Raw genomic sequence first — 17,005 nt, forward strand, 5'->3', positions numbered from 1 at the left:
GTCAGCTGCCCTCTGTCAGACGTTCGGGAGCGGCACGCAGGCTGCGGGCGCTCAGTGGGGGTTCTAGCGGTTGATCCGCGGCGGTGGCGTTGCGGATCAGGGTGAATGTGTCATGGCCGGTTGCGGTGAGGGTGAGGGGCGCAGGGCCGGGATGGGCGCAGCCCTTGGCACAACCCGAGACATGGAGGTGTGCGCCTTCCGGCACATGCGGCGCCAGATCGCGGGCCAGATCGCGGGTGGCGGAAAGCGCCTGCAGGCAGCCGGGCGCCCCGGTGCAGGCGGAGACCCGCAGGCGCGGATCCGTGGCCTCCAGGATCAGGCCGGGCAGGGGCGCCATCTGAGAGGCGCCTTCCACCAGCAGCATACGCCAGGGGGTGAGACGCAGGGCGCCCTGGTCGGCCAGGTGTTTCAAGCTGGATGCCGAGATCTGACCGAACTCAAAGGCGACCATATATCCTCGGGACGTTGCTCCGGGGGCTGGGTGAGGCCCGGTGCCCAGGGGGCTTTCCCGGTAGCTCTGTGGCAGTGCTGTGCCCTTGGCCAGATGCGCCTTCATGCGCCCGCGCCCATTCGGGGCGCCGCCCGTCTCCAGGAACCAGTGCGCCAGTTTCAGGGCTTCGGTTGCGGCTGTCTCCTGGCACACCGGCAGGCCGGATGCGGCACCGTCCGGGCGCAGGAACAGTCCGGACGGCCCTCGTTCGATGCGGATGTCGGCGGCAGCGTCACGCAGGACCGGAGTGGGGCCGCAGTCCACGGCGAAGCCGAATTTTCCGGGCAGTTTCAGATCTGTTGCCCGGGTCAGTGCCTTTTCCAGATCACGGGCAATGCGCGCGCTGCTGTCGCCCCCGCTCCAGAAGGGCGTGAGCATGATATTGCGCCGCGACTCTGCCGCCTCGTCCCGGTCCAGCAGCTTCAGATCGCGCAGGCCGTCAAGCAGGGCCGCGTGGCCTTCCTCCGGGATGCCGCGCATCTGCAGATTGGCGCGGGCCGACAGATCCAAGAGCCCGTTGCCGTGGCTTTCGGAGAGGTCGGCCACGCCGCGCGCCTGTTCGGGGCTGAGTCGTCCCATGGGGGCACGCAGGCGGACCACCAACCCATCGCCCGACATCATCGGGCGCAGGGCACCGGGGCACCACCCGTATGTTTTGGGCGCACCGCTCATGTCACGCCGCTCTCCAGCGCGGCGAGGATCGAGTTGCGGCGGGTGACCCAGAGACCGGCCTCTGCCAGGGCGCGGAAGCGGTCCTGCAGGGCGACAAGGGCCGCCGGGTTTTCGCGCCGCAGAAACTCCACGAGATCTTCACGGCCCAGAGTGGCCTCGAAGTAGAGGTCAAACAAATGCGGAGGAACCGCCTGTGCCAGATGGGCAAAGGCGGCCATGTGATCCAGCGTTGCGGCAATCTCGGCACCGCCGCGAAAGCCATGCCGCATCATCGACGTGGCCCAATCCGGGTTGGCGGCGCGGGCACGGGTGACGCGGGCGATTTCCTCACCAAGCGAGCGTGCCTTGGGCGCATCGGGGCGGGTGGCGTCCAGATGATAGAGGGCAGGCGCCGTCTGGCCGAGCCTTGCCATGGCGGCGGCAAAGCCCGCCTCATGCGCGGCGTAATCTGATGCGATCAGAAGATCGGTTTCCGGCAGATCCTGAAGATGCACAAAACTGTCGGCGCCCTTCAGGCGGTGTTCAAGGGCCTCGCGGGCCTCGGCAATCTCGCCCTTGGCGTCGATGGCATGGGAGGAGGCATTGAGCCAAGCCTCGCCTGCCGCCATGCGGGCATCTTGCGAATAGTCATCCAGATGCGCGCCCATGGAGAGGCCATATTGGCCGGGCTTGGGGCCGAAGACGCGCGGGGTAGCGGCCAGATAGGGGTTGTCGGTGGCAGTCTCTTCCCGCTTGGCCAGGGCGGCGGCAGCGGCTTCGAACATCTGCGCAAGGCCGGGAAAGACGTCGCGAAACAGGCCCGAGACGCGTAAGGTCACATCGATGCGCGGGCGGTTCAGCAGTGAGTGCGGCAGTACCTCGAACCCCGAGACCCGGTCCGATCCTTCGTCCCATTTCGGCGCCAATCCCGCCAGGTGCAGTGCCATGGCGAATTCCTCGCCCGCGGTGCGCATGGTGGCTGACCCCCAGAGATCGATCACCAGCCCCTTGGGCCAGTCGCCGTGGTCCTGAAGATGGCGGCGCAGCAGCTCTTCCGCCAGCTTGACCCCTTGCGCATGCGCCGCCCGCGAGGGCACCGCCCGTGGGTCGGTGGTAAAGAGGTTGCGCCCGGTGGGGATCACGTCCGAGCGCCCGCGAAACGGAGAGCCAGAGGGACCGGGCGCCACCAGCCGCCCCGAGAGCGCGCCCATCACCCCGGCAATTTCCTGCGGGCCGCATTGGCCGGTGCCAAAGACATGCAGGCCCTCGCCGTACTGGCTTTCCTTGATGTCACAGACGAAGGCGTCGATGCGGGTAATCGCCTCGGCAGCGGAACAATCGGGCGTGAGGCCAAGGTCGGCCTCGACGCCGGTGCCCTGCGCCTCGGCGCGGATATCCTCGATCAGCCGGTCGCGGCGGGCGGGATCGAGCCCGTCGGCGGTGGAGTATTCATCAAGCAGGCTTTCGAGCCGCGCCATGCCTGCGGGCAGGGTGGTCTCAGCCAGCGGCGGAGGCAGGTGGCCGATGGTCACGCCGCTGATGCGCCGCTTGGCCTGTGCTGCCTCACCGGGGTCGTTGACGATGAAGGGGTAGATCACTGGAAGGGCACCGGTCAGGGCCTCGGGCCAGCAGGTACCCGAAAGAGCAACCGCCTTGCCGGGCAGCCATTCCAGCGTTCCATGGGCGCCGATATGGACCAGGGCATCCGCCTGCTGCTGAAGCCAGAGATAGAAGGCCACATAAGCATGGCGCGGCGTGCGGTCCAGATCGTGGTAGTCATCGACGCGGGTCCTGACCTCGCCCCGTTCGGGCTGCAGGGTGACGATCGCCTTGCCTGCGGTGAGGGCCTTGAAATGGAAGGCATTGCCGCTGAAATCCGGATCCTCCTCGGGGGCGCCCCAGGCGGACAAAAGATCGTCTTGCAGCTCTTCGGGAAGCGCCCGCAGCGCAGCCTGGTAGTCTTCCAGCGGCAGGGAAAGCCGCTCTACCCCGAGGCGGGCACCAAGGTTTCGTTGGGGCGTCACATCGTAGCCCTGATCGGCCAGCGCGCCCAGCAGTGTCTCGCACGAGGCCAGCGCATCAAGGCCGACGGCATGGGCGATATTGTAGTCGCGGCCCGGATAGGTGGAGAGCACCAGCGCCAGCCGTTTGTCCTGATCCGGCAAGCGTGAAAGGCGCAGCCAGCCGTCGACCCGATCCACGGCGGCGCGGATGCGATCGGGATCGGCGCGATGGGCAAAGCGGGAATACTGAAGGTCCGTGTCCTTCGTGGCCGGGGCCTTGAAGCTGATGACACCAGCCATGACGCGGCCATCCACCTCGGGCAGCACCACATGCATCGCAAGGTCGGCAGGCGAGAGACCGCGGGCGGCCTCGGCCCAGTCCTTGCGCCGGGCGGTGGACAGCGCCACCTGGAACACCGGGCAGCCCGTCACGCTGAGCGGCGAGGGGCGGCCATCGGAGCCTTGCGCCGAAAAGGCGGTGGCGTTGAGGATGGCAGCAGGAGAGAGGCGGGGGAGTGCCTCACGCAGCCAATCCGCTGCCGCTGCGGTCTTGAGGCTGGTGGCAAAGGCGCCGTAAGCGGCATAGCCGCGCTTGCGCAGCTCGGTGAGCAGCGCATCGACTGGCGCAGTGTCTGCGGCCGTCAGGTAGGAGCGGTAGAAGCTGACAAGGACCAATGGTTTGTCGTCTTGCGGCAGCTCTGCGATCACCCCGCGCGCGGGGTCGTAATATCCATATTCCGGTGTGGTCTTGAGACCGGGAACAGGCGCCGCATAAAGCCCCGCCGCCAGCGCGAGCTGCGCCAGGGCGGCCTGGGCGGCGACGGCGCCACCGGCATCACACAGCGCCTGCAGGCGCCGGAGGGTCGAGACCGGCAGGGTCGACAGCTCGTCCAGGCGCGGATCTTCGCGCCCGTCGGCGGGCAGGATGGCCAGGGCAATGCCCTTGCGCCGGGCCACATCCTGCAGGGTGGCAAGCCCGTAGGACCAGTAGCTTTCGCCACCGATGAGGCGCACCAGAATGCCCTTGGCGCCTTGCAGCGTTTTCTCGGTGTAGGTGTCCACCGAAAGGGGGTGTTTCAGCGCCACCAGATTGGCCAGGCGGCAGGAGGGCAGTTTGCCCTTGGCCCGGTGCCAGCCTGCGGCAAAGGCGCCAAGGTCGCTGTCGGAAAAAGACAGGACGATCAGATCCGCCGGATCCTGCCCGACATCAAAGGGTGTATCGGTTTCCTCCAGCCCGTGGCTTTCGCGAAAGACGACATGCATGGGTCAGCTCCGTGCCAAAGCACTAGGGGGCGCGACCGGCCTCGGGGGGGCGTCATGCGCCCTCCCGGGGGGGAGGTCGGGCGTGTCCCGGCCTGTCAGCCGGGACATGTCCCTGTGAATGCCGGAGCTCTCTCGCATAGTGGTCAGGCTCCTAGATCTGCGTGGATGCCCGCGACGTCGATAGCGTCATGTTCGGCGATGACCACCAGCTGGGTCTTGCGCGGCTGGGCGCCCCAGGGCTGATCGTATTGGGCGCGCAGGCGTTCGCCCACGGCCTGCACCAGCATGCGCATCGGCTTTCCCTCTACCGCGACATAGCCCTTCACGCGCAGGATCTTTCGGCTGCGGGCCATGTTGACGATGCGATCCTGCAGGTCCTGGGGATCGGAGACTTCACCCAGTTCAACCACGATGGAGTGAAAATCGTCATGTTCGTGGTCATGGTGCCCGTCGTGGTGGCTGGGGCGGGCATCAAGATCATCCTCGGCGGCGGCGCCGAGCCCCAGAATGACGCGGGGATCGATCACCCCTTCGCTCATCGGCAGGATCGGCAGGCTGCGGGGGGCTTCGGCCTCGATCACGGCGCGGGCCTTGGCCAGGCCGACTTCTCCGGCCAGATCCGCCTTGGAGAGCAGCACGATATCGGCACAGGCAATCTGATCCTCGAAGACCTCCGACAGAGGCGTTTCGTGATCGAGGCTGTCATCCGCCTCGCGCTGGGCCTGCACGGCTTCAAGATCGGGCGCGAACTGGCCTGCGGCGACGGCCTCGGCATCCGCGAGGGCAATCACCCCGTCCACGGTGATGCGGGAGCGGATCGCGGGCCAGTCAAAGGCCTTGAGCAGAGGTTTCGGCAGCGCGAGACCGGAGGTTTCGATGAGGATATGCTCGGGCGTTTCCGGCAGGGCCATCAGCGCCTCGATGGTGGGGATGAAATCATCGGCCACGGTGCAGCAGATGCAGCCGTTGGCCAGTTCCACGATGTTGTTTTCGGGACAGTTCTCATCGGCGCAGGATTTCAGGATGTCGCCATCCACCCCGGCGGTGCCAAATTCATTGACCAGCACCGCCAGACGCTTGCCTTGCGGGTTCTGCATCAGGTGGCGGATCAGCGTGGTCTTGCCCGCGCCCAGAAAGCCGGTGATCACGGTGACGGGGATTTTGCTCAGATCGCTCATCGGTTACTCCTGCGAGGGGCTGTCGTCCGGCAGGGGCGCCGGGGGGATGCGGGCAATGGATTGTTTGCGAAAGACCTGCGGGCGCTCACGCCAGGGCACCAGGCCATCCTCGGTCGCGGCATAGGCGGCAGCGCCTTCAAGGATTTCGGCAAGATGCTGATCGGGGTCCAGATCGCCGTAGATGTAGCTCCAGCGGGTCGCGCCGCCGCTCAGGATCATCGCGCAGCCGCGCTTGCAGGCCGACAGGCATTCGACGCCGCGCACCGAGACACCCTGGGGCAGGTCGGTTCCACTCAGGGCCTGCAGCAGCAGGGCGCCGGGGCGGGGGGCTTCCGGATCGACGCCGTCGCGCCTGCAGGTGGTGCAGACGGTCAAGAGCACCGGTGCCTGTGCCGGGGAGGGGCAGTCTGAAGTATCCTTGGCCATGGTCCGGCGGCTCCTTCGCGGTCCGTTCGACAGACGGGGAAGGGCCAGAAGGGAGCCGCACTGCTGCATCGGCTCTCAACCGGTCGCGGAAACACCCCGTCCGCCCGTTGATCAAATTCGTTGGCAGGTCTCCCGGCTTGCGGATCTCAAGGCCGACACAGATGTGCGGGGCCTTTTCGGTGCTCCGGCCTTCCCGGTTTTACCCAGTGGCATGGAGACCTCTCCGGTCACGGTCGCGGGGGCGGCTGTGCTTGGGCCAGATGGCCGTGTCACATTCCCTCTTCGCCTGCTTGCGCAGGAACCAACAAAATCCCCTTGCGCTATTGGGGGCTTCCTTGTCAAGACATGGGGCCACAGAGCAGGAGGGCACCCGGTGAGCCAAAAGTCCGATAACGGCATTTCCGAAGAGGAAGCGGCACGGCACGCGTCAAAGATGGCCAAGATCAAGGCGGCCCGCGACCGCATGATGGCCACCAAGGAGGGCGAAAAGGGGCTGATCATCGTCCATACCGGCCCCGGAAAAGGCAAATCCAGCTCGGGATTCGGCATGATCATGCGGTGCATCGCCCATCAGATGCCCTGCGCCGTGGTGCAGTTCATCAAGGGGGGCTGGCAGACCGGCGAGCGCACATTGATCGAAGAGCATTTCGGTGATCTCTGCCAGTTCTACGCCATGGGTGAGGGCTTTACCTGGGAGACCCAGGACAAGGCGCGTGATATCGCCGCCGCCCGCGCAGGCTGGGACAAGGCCAAGGAGATGATCCTGGATGAGCGCAATACCATGGTGCTGCTGGATGAGATTAACATCGCGCTGCGCTATGAGTATCTGGACCTCGACGAGGTGCTGACATTCCTGGTCGAGCAGAAGCCGCCGATGACCCATGTGGTGCTGACCGGGCGCAACGCCAAGGATGCGCTGATAGAGATCGCCGATTTGGTCACCGAGATGGGCCAGGTCAAGCATCCCTTCCGCGCCGGGATTAAGGCGCAGAAGGGGGTGGAGTTCTGACAGAACTAAGCTGTTTCAATAGCTTGGTCGCCGCGGCCCCGGATGCCTATGCAAGAGCGGTTCTGTCCCCGCGCGCCGGATCTGCCGCCTGTGCGGGGTCTGTCTGCGGCGCGGTTTTCTCTTTGATGTAGGCGTCCACTGCGGCGCGCTGGGACTCGCCCAGGCGCAGGCCCAGTTTGGTGCGGCGCCAGAGGAAATCCTCGCCGCTTCGGGTCCATTCGTTGGCGATGGACCAGTCCAACTCCCGCGCGGTGATGGTGGCGCCGAAATCCTGCCCCAGGGCGGCGGCCGTCTTGGCATTGCCGAGGATCAGCCGCGCCTCGGTGCCATAGGCACGGATCAGGCGGCGCGCCCAATATGCGGTCAGGAAGGGGTAATCCGCTTTCAGCTGGTCCTGCAGTTTCACAACATCGCCAACCGGGAAATCGCCGCCCGGCAGCGGGATCCCCGCCGTCCAGTTGTGGCCCACGCCCGGCAGGGCTTCGCCGATCTTTTTCAGCGCGGATTCGGCCAGTTTGCGATAGGTGGTGATCTTGCCGCCAAAGACGTTCAGCAGCGGTGCAGCGCCCTTTTCCAGCGTCAGCACATATTCCCGCGTGGCCGCCGTCGCCGAGCTGGCGCCATCATCATAAAGGGGGCGGACGCCGGAATAGGTCCAGACGATATCCGCGCGCTGCAGCGGTTTTTCGAAGTACTGCGAGGCAAAATCGATCAGGTAGTCCTGTTCCTCGGGGGTGCAGCTGGGCGCGGTGCCGGGATCGGGGTGATCGGCGTCGGTGGTGCCGATCAGGGTGAAATCCTCTTCATAGGGAATGGCAAAGATGATCCGCCCGTCGGTGCCCTGGAAGAAGTAGCAGCGATTGTGCTCATAAAGCTTTGGCACCACGATATGGCTGCCGCGCACCAGGCGCACCCCTTCGCGGCTGTTCTGTCCCAGTTTCTGTTTCAGCACATCGGCAACCCAGGGCCCTGCCGCATTGACCAGCATCTTGGCGCGCCGGATGAAGACCTCGCCGGTGGTGTGGTTCTTCAGATGGATGACCCAGTGATCTTCGGCGCGTTCGGCCACCAGAACCTCGGTGCGGGTCATGATCTCGGCGCCGCGGGCCAGGGCATCACGGGCGTTCAGCACCACCAGACGGGTGTCCTCCACCCAGCAATCGGAATATTCAAAAGCGGTTTTGAACTTGTCCTTCAGCGGCAGGCCCGCCGCGTCGCGGGTCAGGTCCAGCTTGGCCGTACCCGGCAGGATGCCGCGCTTGCCCAAGGAATCATAGAGAAACAGGCCCAGCCGGATCAGCCATGCCGGGCGGCGGCCCTTCATCCAGGGCATCACCAAGGTCAGTAGCCGCGAGGTGGGGGTCTCGCTGTCAAAGCGCATATCCCTATGAAACGGCAAGACAAAGCGCATCGGCCAGGAGATATGCGGCATCGCCTTCAACAGGACTTCGCGTTCGATCAGGGCTTCGCGCACCAGGCGCAACTCGAAATACTCAAGATAGCGCAAGCCCCCGTGAAACAGCTTGGTCGAGGCCGAGGAGGTGGCCGAGGCCAGGTCGTTCATTTCCGCAAGGCTCACCGTGAGGCCGCGCCCGGCCGCATCGCGCGCGATGCCGCAACCGTTGATGCCGCCGCCGATGATGAACAGGTCGGTGATCTTGTCATCCGTCATTTTCGTCGCTTTCGTTTTCGTTTTCGCTTTGGCCAGCGATCAGGATGCGGGTTCCCGCCATGCGCGCGGCCTCGGCAAAGGCATCGGGCACCGGGGCGTCGGTGATGACGAGGTCCAGATCCGCCACATCGCAGATCCGCACCGGGGCAGAGCGCTGGAACTTGCCGTGATCGCAGACCAAGACGCGGGTGCGGGCGTTTTTCAGGATTGCGCGGGCCACGGAGACCTCGCGGGCGTCGTGGTCGAGGATGGCACCGTCCTCGTCCATGGCCGAGGCGCCGATCACCGCGAAATCCACCTTGTAGCGGGAGATGAATTCCACCGCGTCTTCGCCCACGATGGCGCCATCGCTTTGCCGCACCGCCCCGCCGACCAGGATCAACTCCCGGCTTTCGCCGCCCATCATCATGTTTATAATATTGATATTGTTCGATATAACCGTAAGGCCGCGATGGCCGGACAGGGCGCGCGCCACCTGTTCTGTGGAGGTGCCGATATTCAGCGTCACCGAGCAGTTTTCCGGGATTACCTCTGCGGCGATGGCGGCCATGGCCTGCTTTCCCTCGGCATTGAGCTTGCGCCGGTCGCCATAGGCACGGTTGGCGGCGGCGCTGATCCGAACCGCGCCACCGTGGATGCGGGACAACGCTCCGCGGGTCGAAAGATCCCGCAGATCCGCGCGCACGGTCTGCGCCGAGACGCCAAAGCGCCTGGCAAGGTCATCGACCTCGACGCGATCCTGTTCGTTCAACAGGTCGACAATTTCACTTTGGCGCGTTGTGGCATCCATGGGCTTTCCTTTCATGGGTGCCACCTAGTGATTCATTTTCGAAATGTCATCACTTTATTTTCGAAAAACTTCGTTTTGATGGTTCCTATGCGTTTTTCCCCATTTTGCCGACGCAAGGGAAAGGCGCCGCCCCAAGGTGTTTTGGAGCGGCGCGGCAAGGATTGGCGTGATCGGAGTGTGGCCGTGTCAGTTGAGCCGGATCAGGTGATTGTCCCAGCGCAGGGCGGCGCTGCGCAACGGTCTGAGCTGGCCCTGGACAAGCTCGACAACCTTTCCGGTGCCGGAACTGGCAATCAGGCCCGCGCGTGATTGCGCCAAGCCACAGACATCCGCCAGCCCGTATTCGCCGTTCATCTCGCCGCTTTCGCAGTCGAACACCTGCATCACGCTGCCCCGCGGCGAGGTCACCGCCACCTGGCGCCCGTCCGGGGTAAAGGCGATCGAGCCGCCATAGCCGTTGAGATTGCGCAGGCGCGGATCATCTTCGGCCATCAGGCGGGGGGACATGCCCGGGCGATGCAGGCCAACGATGGGCACATCCGCGCCCAGATCCCCCTGCCACTGCATGGCAAACCCCACCGTGCCATCCGCCCGAATGGCCAGGTGGCGGATCGAATTCTTGTGCAGCTCCGGTTCCAGTTCGACCTGCTCGGTGATCGCTCCGTCGAAATCCAGATAGCTGAGGTTGGGGCGCATGGTGGGAATGTTCAGCTTGGCCCGGCCACTGTCGGGGTGGGTCTCGATGCCGCCATTGGCCACCACCAGCCCGCTGCCATCTGCCTTGAGCAGCATGTCATGCGGCCCGGTGCCGCCAGAGGCAAAACTGCCAATGCGCCGGTAGTCTGCGCGGGCATCCCAAACACCGATGATGCCCCGCCCGGCCTCATAGTCGTTTTCGGTGGTCATCAGCAGGCTGCCATCGGCGGTAAACACTCCGTGCCCATAGAAATGATGACCTGCCGGAGGTTCCAGCCGCGACAGCTGTTCACCGGTGCGGCAGTCGATCACATCGGCAAAGCGACCGGGGCGGCGGGCAAAGCCGACCGCTTCGGGGCGGTGGGGATGGGCGGTCGCCGCATGGCCGCGGGCGGGCAGCGGGCGGGTGAACAGGATCTCTCCGTCCTCGGCGAGGCCTGCCAGAAGGTGGCGTCCATCGGCAGTTTTGCCGGCCGAAAGATAGGCCGGTGAGCCAAGATCGGCCCAACTGGCCGCAGGCGCCATGCCCGCCGCCAGAAGCCCTGCCAGAAATCCACGTCGTGAAGGCATTGCGGGTACTCCTGTGCTTAGTCGCCGTCGAGCGAATTGAAGCCCGCCTCGACACCCAGCGCCGGGCCAAGCTCCAGCCCGACGGTTTCGCGCAGGTTGCGGATGCTTTGCTGCAGGGCCTCGATACGCAGTCTGGGCCCCGGTTGCGTCACCCCGGCAAAGACCGGATCCTCCAGCCGGTCGGCCTGGGCGCGGACCTTGGTGAAGCTCGTCGCAAGCTGCGCCTGCAGCTCCGGATCCTCCTGGGCCAGGATCAGCGTCAATTCCTCCAGCGCCTGCAGGGACAGCTGGACATGACGCAGGGACCGGCCCGAGCGATAGGCCTCGGCGCGTTTGGGGCGAGGTTTGTCAAAACTGCCCAGCGGACGGCCCAGGCGCATGTCGATCAGGATCTCCAGGCCGGTGTTCACGGCCTTGAAAAGCTCCTGTTTGACTTCGATCTCGCTGCGGTAGCGATCCTGGGGGCTGCGCATCTTGTCGGCATAGTCAGCGATCCAACCCTCCTGGATGGCGCGGCTGGTTGCGGCGATGTCTTGGGCGATGGCGCGGGTCAGCTGGCAGCGGAACGCGGCGCTTTCGGTTTGCTGCATGTCCGCGTCGAACAGAAGAAACTCCAGCGCGTAAAAGCCGCGCGCCGCGATCGAGACGGTGGAATAGGCATCGGGGTCGGCCACAATCGGGTCGTTTGCGCGGATCAGGGCATAAAGCGCCTTGGGGGTCTTGCCACGGCTGTCGGGCCAGAAGGCCAGGGCAAAGGCACGGTTGTCCGTCTCGCTGGGGCCGAAGCGCAGGTGGCTGACGCGGACCCAGGCATCAAAGGCGGCGCCATAGGCCGCGCGCAGCGGTTCCGAGTTCGGATCGCAGTCTTGCGCTGCGCTTTCGCTCAACTGCTCCGATGTGTCCACCAGGGCGCCATATCCGGGCAGGATATGCTGATCGATCGCCTGTGCGACCACGTCGGCGCGCAAGATCGAGGGCGGCAGCAGCAGAGCAGCAGACAGGGCCGCAACGAGCAGGCGGGCCACGGGCATCCGAGGCAGGGAGATCTGGGGCAGGGGGGGACGCATCATAGGCTCTCCAGGAAACGCAAAAGATCGGCCCGGGCATCGGGCGCTAGGGATATCACGCGGTCGCGTGCGGCTTCGGCCTCGCCACCATGCCAGAGGATCGCCTCCAGCAGGGTGCGGGCACGCCCATCGTGCAGGAAGGTGGCGCGGGCAGAGACCTGCTGCGTCAGCCCGATCCCCCAGAGTGGCGGCGTGCGCCATTCCCGCCCTGTGGCGCGCGCCTCGGGGCTGTGATCGGCCAGACCATCGCCCATGTCATGCAGCAGCAGATCGCTATAGGGCCAGATCAGCTGGAAACTGTGCTCGGGGCGGTCGTTCAGGCGATGGGTGACGAATTTCGGTCTGTGACAGCTGGCGCAACCGCTGTCGTGGAAGATCCACTTTCCGCGCAGCACCTGTGGATCCTCAGGCGCGCGGCGGGCAGGCACGGCCAGGTTGCGGGCATAGAAGGTGACCAGATCCATGTTCGGCTGGTCGATCTCGCTGCCGCGCGCATCGCCATCTCCGTGCGGAGCGCTGCGGCAGTCGTGTTGCTGGTCGGTGCAGTCGCCCCAGGCCGCGGGAAAAAGCGGCGTCGAAATCCCGATATCGCCGGAAAAGGCGGCGGCGGATTGTTCGTGCACCGTGGCCATGCCGGCTTTGAGACCAAAGCGCCCCAACATGATCTGCTGAAACTCCCGCGACCAGACCAGATTGGCGCGGCCGGAAATACCGTCGCCGTCCGCGTCCTCGGGGTCGGCAGCGGCGAGGATATCGGCCGTGGGGATGGCCTCCAACAGGCCCAGGCCGATCATCGATGGCGCCAGCCGTGGCGACAGTCTTGCCTGAGGGTGCAGCGGGCCATAGCCCAATTGCGTGGCCTGATAGCTGGGCTTGCGCAGGGTCACGGTGTCACCGCCGTTCAGCGTGACCGGGATCTCCTCGTATTGGATGGCCAGCCGGTATTCCGGAGCGATGCCGGGGGCAGAGAAATCCTGCAACTGGCGGCCATAGGTGGGATCGGGAGCGGTGCCGATATAGTCCCGGATCGCCTGCAGTTCGGAGGGGACCGGCCCCGGCACCGAGATGCGCAGGAACATGGCGGCAGAGCGATATTCCGGTCCCTCTGGCACATGGCCGCGCCCGTCCTTGATATGGCAGCGTTGGCAGGACCGGGCATTATAGAGCGGGCCGAGCCCGTCCGAGGCGCGGGTGGAGGCCGGAGAGAACACCCAGATCTTCTTGAACAGACCATTGCCGAGTTTGAACTCGAGCTCCTGCTCGAAAGAGAGGTTGGCGGAGTGTTGGGAAAAGGCCTCGTCATCGCCGCGGGCGCGCACGGTTGCGGCCCCGGCAGGGCGGTCTTCGTAGGGTTCTGCTGCGGTGAAATCCCTTGGCGGTGCAATGGCCTCCCGGATACGGGCGGTTTCGGCGTCGGTACGGGGGATCACGTCCAGATGCGGATCGCCCAGGGAAAGCGGATCAAGGTCCATCGCCCCGGCAGGGGCGGCGATGCTGGCTGCGAACAGGATCGCAGCCAGACAGAGGTTATTCGTCCGCCTCTTCCATCTTGGTGGCGTTGAGTTGTGCATAGTTTTCGGCGCCGATGCGGTCGTGGAGTTCCAGCTGGGTTTCGAGGAAATCGATATGACCTTCTTCATCGGCCATCAATGCCTCAAACAGCTTCATGGTGACATAGTCGCCCGCCTTATCGCAGGCTTCGCGGGCTTCCTTGTAAAGCGCGCGGGCGCTGATTTCCGCCGCCAGATCGCATTCCAGGGTTTCCTTGGGTGTCTGGCCGATGCGCAGCGGGTCGAGCTTTTGCAGGTTGGGATGACCGCCCAGGAACAGGATCCGCTCGATCAGCTTGTCCGCGTGTTCCATCTCTTCGATGCTTTCTTCGCGGCTTTTCTTGGCCATGCTGCCAAGACCCCAGTCGTCTTGCATCCGGTAATGCAACCAATACTGGCTGACTGCGGTCAGTTCATGGCGCAAGGCTTTGTTGAGATATTCGATGACTGTTGGGTCGCCCTTCATGGCTTATCTCCTGTCTATGTGGCGTGCGTAGATTCTGCAGCTGCGCAGGCACATTCACCTTAGCATTGCCACGCATGGTGTCGAGGAAGAGTGGCATGCAGCCGCCGCAGTCGGCGGCTTTTCCAAGGGCGTGATAGATCTTGCCAGGCGTGATGATGGTCTGTGGATCGCTGGTGCGCATCCAGTCAATGGCGGCATGAATGTCGTGATCGGTGATCTGGGTGCAGTGGCAGACAATCATGCGCGCAGTCCATGCAGGGGGCAGACAGAGAGGCCGGTCAGAGCGGCTTCGGTGGTGGGTGTAAATATCCGACAAAAACAGTCATCAAGCAAGTCAAAATGCTGAGTGTTTCTATCGGAATTTGCGTCGATCACCGGATTTTGAGCGTTCAGCCAGAGGTTTCCGCCATAAAAAAGGGCCGCAGAACCTGCGGCCCAGTTCGGTCTATCTGGATGTCTCCATTCAAAACCGAGGGAAATTCATGGGCTTGTCAGCCACCCAGTCAGCCACCCAGGGGGATGACCACGCTCAGACCCAGAATGGTGTCTTCCACGCCGGTGTCTTCGACCCGGGCCAGGGCGCCGGAAAGGGCGACGCCGCTTTGGAACTCATAGTCCACGCCGATGGAGACCAGATCGGTTTCGCCAGCGGTTTCCAGATCGCGCTGGGCCAGGGTGCCGGAGAAGCTCCAGGGGCCGGTGCCATAGGCGGCATTCAGGGTGACGAAGGTCGCGTCATCGACGCCACCGCCGAAGTTCGAGAAGGAGGCGACCTCTGCAAAGACGTCGACACCGCCTGCGAAGGAATGGCCGATACCAGCCACGATGCCCTGCTCGTCATCCACGTCGCCAACGCTGGCGCTGAGGTGGCGCGCACCGATGTGGAAACGGGTCTCGCCGACGTTGTAGGCCCATTGGATTGCGAAGTTGTCCAGCTCGCCGGTGTTGCCGGCGCCGCCAGCGGAGGCACGATTGCGACCGCGGTCCTCGCCCCAGGAGCGGCTGAGGCCGGTGTCATCTGCATAGAACAGGCCAAAGGACAGGGTGCCTGCGCCCTCCAGTTCCACATCGGCCAGGACACCGATCTGTTCCGCCAACTCATAGTCTTCGGCCAGGCTGCTGCCGAAGAAGCCCGCAGCATCGTCCCAGGCGGTGCCGAAGACCGGGTGCAGTTTACCAATGGTGACGGTGGTCGCCTCGCCGATGCCAAAGCTGAAGCCGATCTCTTCGACATAAAGACCGATGTCTTCGAAGGTACGGTCTGCAACCGGATCGATCACGCTTTCGGCGGTCAGGGTCGAGAAGAACTCAACGCCGTTGCCGAAGGAATAGGTGCCGGTGGCGGTGACAACCAGGTAGGTGTCGCGGATTTCGTTGGCCGCCACATCCGAGGAGACGACCTGTTCATTGCCAAGTTCGATTTCGCCTTCCCAGGAGAATTCGGCATGTGCAGCGGTTGCGCATAGAAGGGCGGGTACGCCCAGGACAGGCGCGAGGGAGGAGTTGATTTTCATAGGTTTTCTTTCTTCAGAACAGCCTGACCGCCAAGGGCGGACAGGCCAGACCACAGGCTTGTGATGTTATGTTATTACGTCACTGTGACTTATTCGAAGACAGCCGAGGGATTGTCAAGGCTGTCGGATCCTTCGAATGCGATGCTGCTCAGTTTCAGGGCTGTAACAGCGCGCTCGATCGAGCGGGTCTGGTCGATCAGCCCGTTGACGCCGCCCATGACCAGCACTTCGCCCGCGGCATTTCCCTGCTCCAGCATCTGGTCATAGGAGAAGCCTGCTTCGGCTGCGGTCTTGATGCGGCCAAGGGCCAGCATGGTGGTGGACAGCTTGCCGCGCAGCTCGGTGTCAAGTTCCGCATCAGCGGCTGCCACCAGATCGGAGAGGGACGGACCGGAGACCAGTTCACCGTTCACGCGCACATATTCGCCAAGGTAGACGTTCTGAACGCCCAAGCCGTCATAGTAATGGCTGTTGTGGGTGTTGTCGGAGAAGCAATCGTGCTCTTCCTCCGGATCGTTCAGCATCAGGCCCAGGCGCATCCGCTCACCGGCCTGTTCGCCGTAGGACAGCGATCCCATGCCGGTCAGCATGGCGACGATGCCTGCGCCTTCATCGGCCATCAGAGTTCCGCGTGCCTCACCGCCTTCGGCCCATTGCGCGCTCATCCATTCCAGGTCGGAGACCAGGAGGTCGGTTGCGGCCTTCAAATAGGCGCCGCGACGGTCGCAGTTGCCGCCGGTGCAGGCGTCGCCCGCGGCGTAGTCGGTCCAGGGACGGTTGCCTGCGCCGTGATCGGTGCCGTTCAGATCCTGACCCCACAGCAGGAATTCGATGGCGTGATAGCCGGTTGCCACATTGGCTTCGATGCCGTCCGCCTCGTGCAGGGTCTCTTCCAGCAGCGCGGGTGTGATGTCGCTGGTGTCGATGGTCTTGCCGGAAAGTTCGAACGAAGGATTGGCGATGACGTTCAGCGCGGCCAGGGCGTTTTCATCCGACGGGCCACCATAGGAGGCGTCCACATAATCGATCAGGCCTTCATCCAGCGGCCAGGCATTCACCTTGCCTTCCCAGTCATCGACGATGGCATTGCCGAACCGGAACACCTCGGACTGCTGATAAGGCACGCGGGCGGCCAGCCAGGCGGCGCGGGCGGCCTGCAGCGCTTCGGCCGAGGGGGAGGCAATCAGGGCCTCGACGGCGCTTTGCAGCTCTTGTGCGGTGGCCAGGCTGTCTTCGTATTTGGCCTGAGCGATATTGGCATAGGTGGTCAGCACGGCGCCCTTTTCGGGTGCTGCGCCCGCGGCCAGGGCTGCGGTGCCGCTCAGGATCATGCCCGCCAGGGCGGTTCCGGAGAGAAACAGAGACTTCATCAGGGAGTATCCTTGCTTGGGTTGGTTGTAGGTCTGAATTGAAAACGGGGTAGAGGGTCCGGCACCTGGCAAGTCTGGCAGCACTGTCGCGCCATGCCCTATTTGGTGAGGATCAGCTTCCCGGCGCGGGTGATGCGCAGGCTGTAGATCTGGCCGTTCAGCAGGATGCGGGCCTGGATGCCGCCCCGTGTCAGGTCTTCAGCGTTGTAGGTCGGGAATACTTCGGTCGTGGCGGTGGTCGCCACCGGTTCTGATGCGATCTGGTTCATAAGGGGTGCCCATTTCTGTAA

The 17,005-nt window shown here is 64.3% G+C and carries 15 protein-coding genes and 1 riboswitch; of the genes, 1 reads left to right on the top strand and 14 read right to left on the bottom strand.

What is annotated here, in order from left to right:
* Nucleotide 1: 1 nt before the first annotated feature.
* The 4 genes from cobG to PXK07_RS11960 all read right to left on the bottom strand — a co-directional run bounded on the left by cobG (nt 2) and on the right by PXK07_RS11960 (nt 6,011).
* Nucleotides 2–1,162 (bottom strand): precorrin-3B synthase, encoded by a 1,161-nt coding sequence (cobG, locus tag PXK07_RS11945; protein WP_274848529.1) that lies wholly within the window; start codon nt 1,160–1,162, stop codon nt 2–4.
* Nucleotides 1,159–4,407 carry a cobaltochelatase subunit CobN gene (gene cobN, locus PXK07_RS11950; RefSeq protein WP_274848530.1) on the bottom strand — a complete coding sequence of 1,083 codons (3,249 nt, stop codon included), beginning with the start codon at nt 4,405–4,407 and terminating at the stop codon, nt 1,159–1,161. Before cobN ends, cobG begins: the two co-directional genes overlap by 4 nt.
* Nucleotides 4,408–4,550: 143 nt before the next feature.
* Complete coding sequence (cobW, locus tag PXK07_RS11955) at nt 4,551–5,585, bottom strand: cobalamin biosynthesis protein CobW (protein ID WP_274848532.1); 1,035 nt, start codon at nt 5,583–5,585, stop codon at nt 4,551–4,553.
* 3 nt (nt 5,586–5,588) lie between these two features.
* The gene (locus tag PXK07_RS11960; protein WP_274848533.1) at nt 5,589–6,011 is read right to left on the bottom strand and encodes a DUF1636 domain-containing protein; all 423 of its coding nucleotides are present in this window, start codon (nt 6,009–6,011) and stop codon (nt 5,589–5,591) included.
* A 105-nt stretch (nt 6,012–6,116) separates the two neighbouring features.
* Nucleotides 6,117–6,332: riboswitch (cobalamin riboswitch) on the bottom strand.
* A gap of 52 nt (nt 6,333–6,384) precedes the next feature.
* On the opposite strand from PXK07_RS11960, the gene cobO reads away from it, so the two are divergent.
* Nucleotides 6,385–7,020 carry a cob(I)yrinic acid a,c-diamide adenosyltransferase gene (gene cobO / locus PXK07_RS11965; protein ID WP_274848535.1) on the top strand — a complete coding sequence of 212 codons (636 nt, stop codon included), beginning with the start codon at nt 6,385–6,387 and terminating at the stop codon, nt 7,018–7,020.
* 46 nt (nt 7,021–7,066) lie between these two features.
* On the opposite strand, the gene glpD is transcribed toward cobO, so the two are convergent.
* From glpD to hemP, 10 genes are all read right to left on the bottom strand, one after another.
* Nucleotides 7,067–8,692 (bottom strand): glycerol-3-phosphate dehydrogenase, encoded by a 1,626-nt coding sequence (gene glpD, locus PXK07_RS11970; RefSeq protein WP_274848537.1) that lies wholly within the window; start codon nt 8,690–8,692, stop codon nt 7,067–7,069.
* Nucleotides 8,682–9,482, bottom strand: coding sequence for a DeoR/GlpR family DNA-binding transcription regulator (locus PXK07_RS11975; RefSeq protein ID WP_274848538.1), 801 nt, complete (start codon nt 9,480–9,482; stop codon nt 8,682–8,684). The genes glpD and PXK07_RS11975 overlap by 11 nt, the downstream gene beginning before the upstream one ends.
* Nucleotides 9,483–9,668: 186 nt before the next feature.
* Complete coding sequence (locus PXK07_RS11980) at nt 9,669–10,748, bottom strand: DUF1513 domain-containing protein (protein ID WP_274848539.1); 1,080 nt, start codon at nt 10,746–10,748, stop codon at nt 9,669–9,671.
* Nucleotides 10,749–10,765: 17 nt separating this feature from the next.
* Nucleotides 10,766–11,818 carry an imelysin family protein gene (locus tag PXK07_RS11985; RefSeq protein WP_274848540.1) on the bottom strand — a complete coding sequence of 351 codons (1,053 nt, stop codon included), beginning with the start codon at nt 11,816–11,818 and terminating at the stop codon, nt 10,766–10,768.
* The gene (locus PXK07_RS11990) at nt 11,815–13,287 is read right to left on the bottom strand and encodes a di-heme oxidoreductase family protein (RefSeq protein WP_274848541.1); all 1,473 of its coding nucleotides are present in this window, start codon (nt 13,285–13,287) and stop codon (nt 11,815–11,817) included. Before PXK07_RS11990 ends, PXK07_RS11985 begins: the two co-directional genes overlap by 4 nt.
* Nucleotides 13,288–13,342: 55 nt before the next feature.
* Nucleotides 13,343–13,831: a bacterioferritin gene (gene bfr, locus PXK07_RS11995; protein ID WP_274848543.1), complete on the bottom strand. Its 489-nt coding sequence runs from the start codon at nt 13,829–13,831 to the stop codon at nt 13,343–13,345.
* On the bottom strand, nt 13,779–14,072 hold the full coding sequence (locus PXK07_RS12000; protein WP_274848544.1) for a (2Fe-2S)-binding protein: 294 nt from the start codon (nt 14,070–14,072) through the stop codon (nt 13,779–13,781). Before PXK07_RS12000 ends, bfr begins: the two co-directional genes overlap by 53 nt.
* Nucleotides 14,073–14,334: 262 nt before the next feature.
* Nucleotides 14,335–15,345: a porin gene (locus PXK07_RS12005; RefSeq protein WP_274848546.1), complete on the bottom strand. Its 1,011-nt coding sequence runs from the start codon at nt 15,343–15,345 to the stop codon at nt 14,335–14,337.
* 89 nt (nt 15,346–15,434) lie between these two features.
* On the bottom strand, nt 15,435–16,715 hold the full coding sequence (locus tag PXK07_RS12010) for an imelysin family protein (RefSeq protein ID WP_274848547.1): 1,281 nt from the start codon (nt 16,713–16,715) through the stop codon (nt 15,435–15,437).
* A gap of 98 nt (nt 16,716–16,813) precedes the next feature.
* Nucleotides 16,814–16,984 carry a hemin uptake protein HemP gene (hemP, locus tag PXK07_RS12015; protein WP_274848549.1) on the bottom strand — a complete coding sequence of 57 codons (171 nt, stop codon included), beginning with the start codon at nt 16,982–16,984 and terminating at the stop codon, nt 16,814–16,816.
* Between the last annotated feature and the right edge of the window lie 21 nt (nt 16,985–17,005).

This window comes from Phaeobacter sp. QD34_24 (assembly GCF_028890115.1).
Taxonomy (GTDB): domain Bacteria; phylum Pseudomonadota; class Alphaproteobacteria; order Rhodobacterales; family Rhodobacteraceae; genus Phycobacter.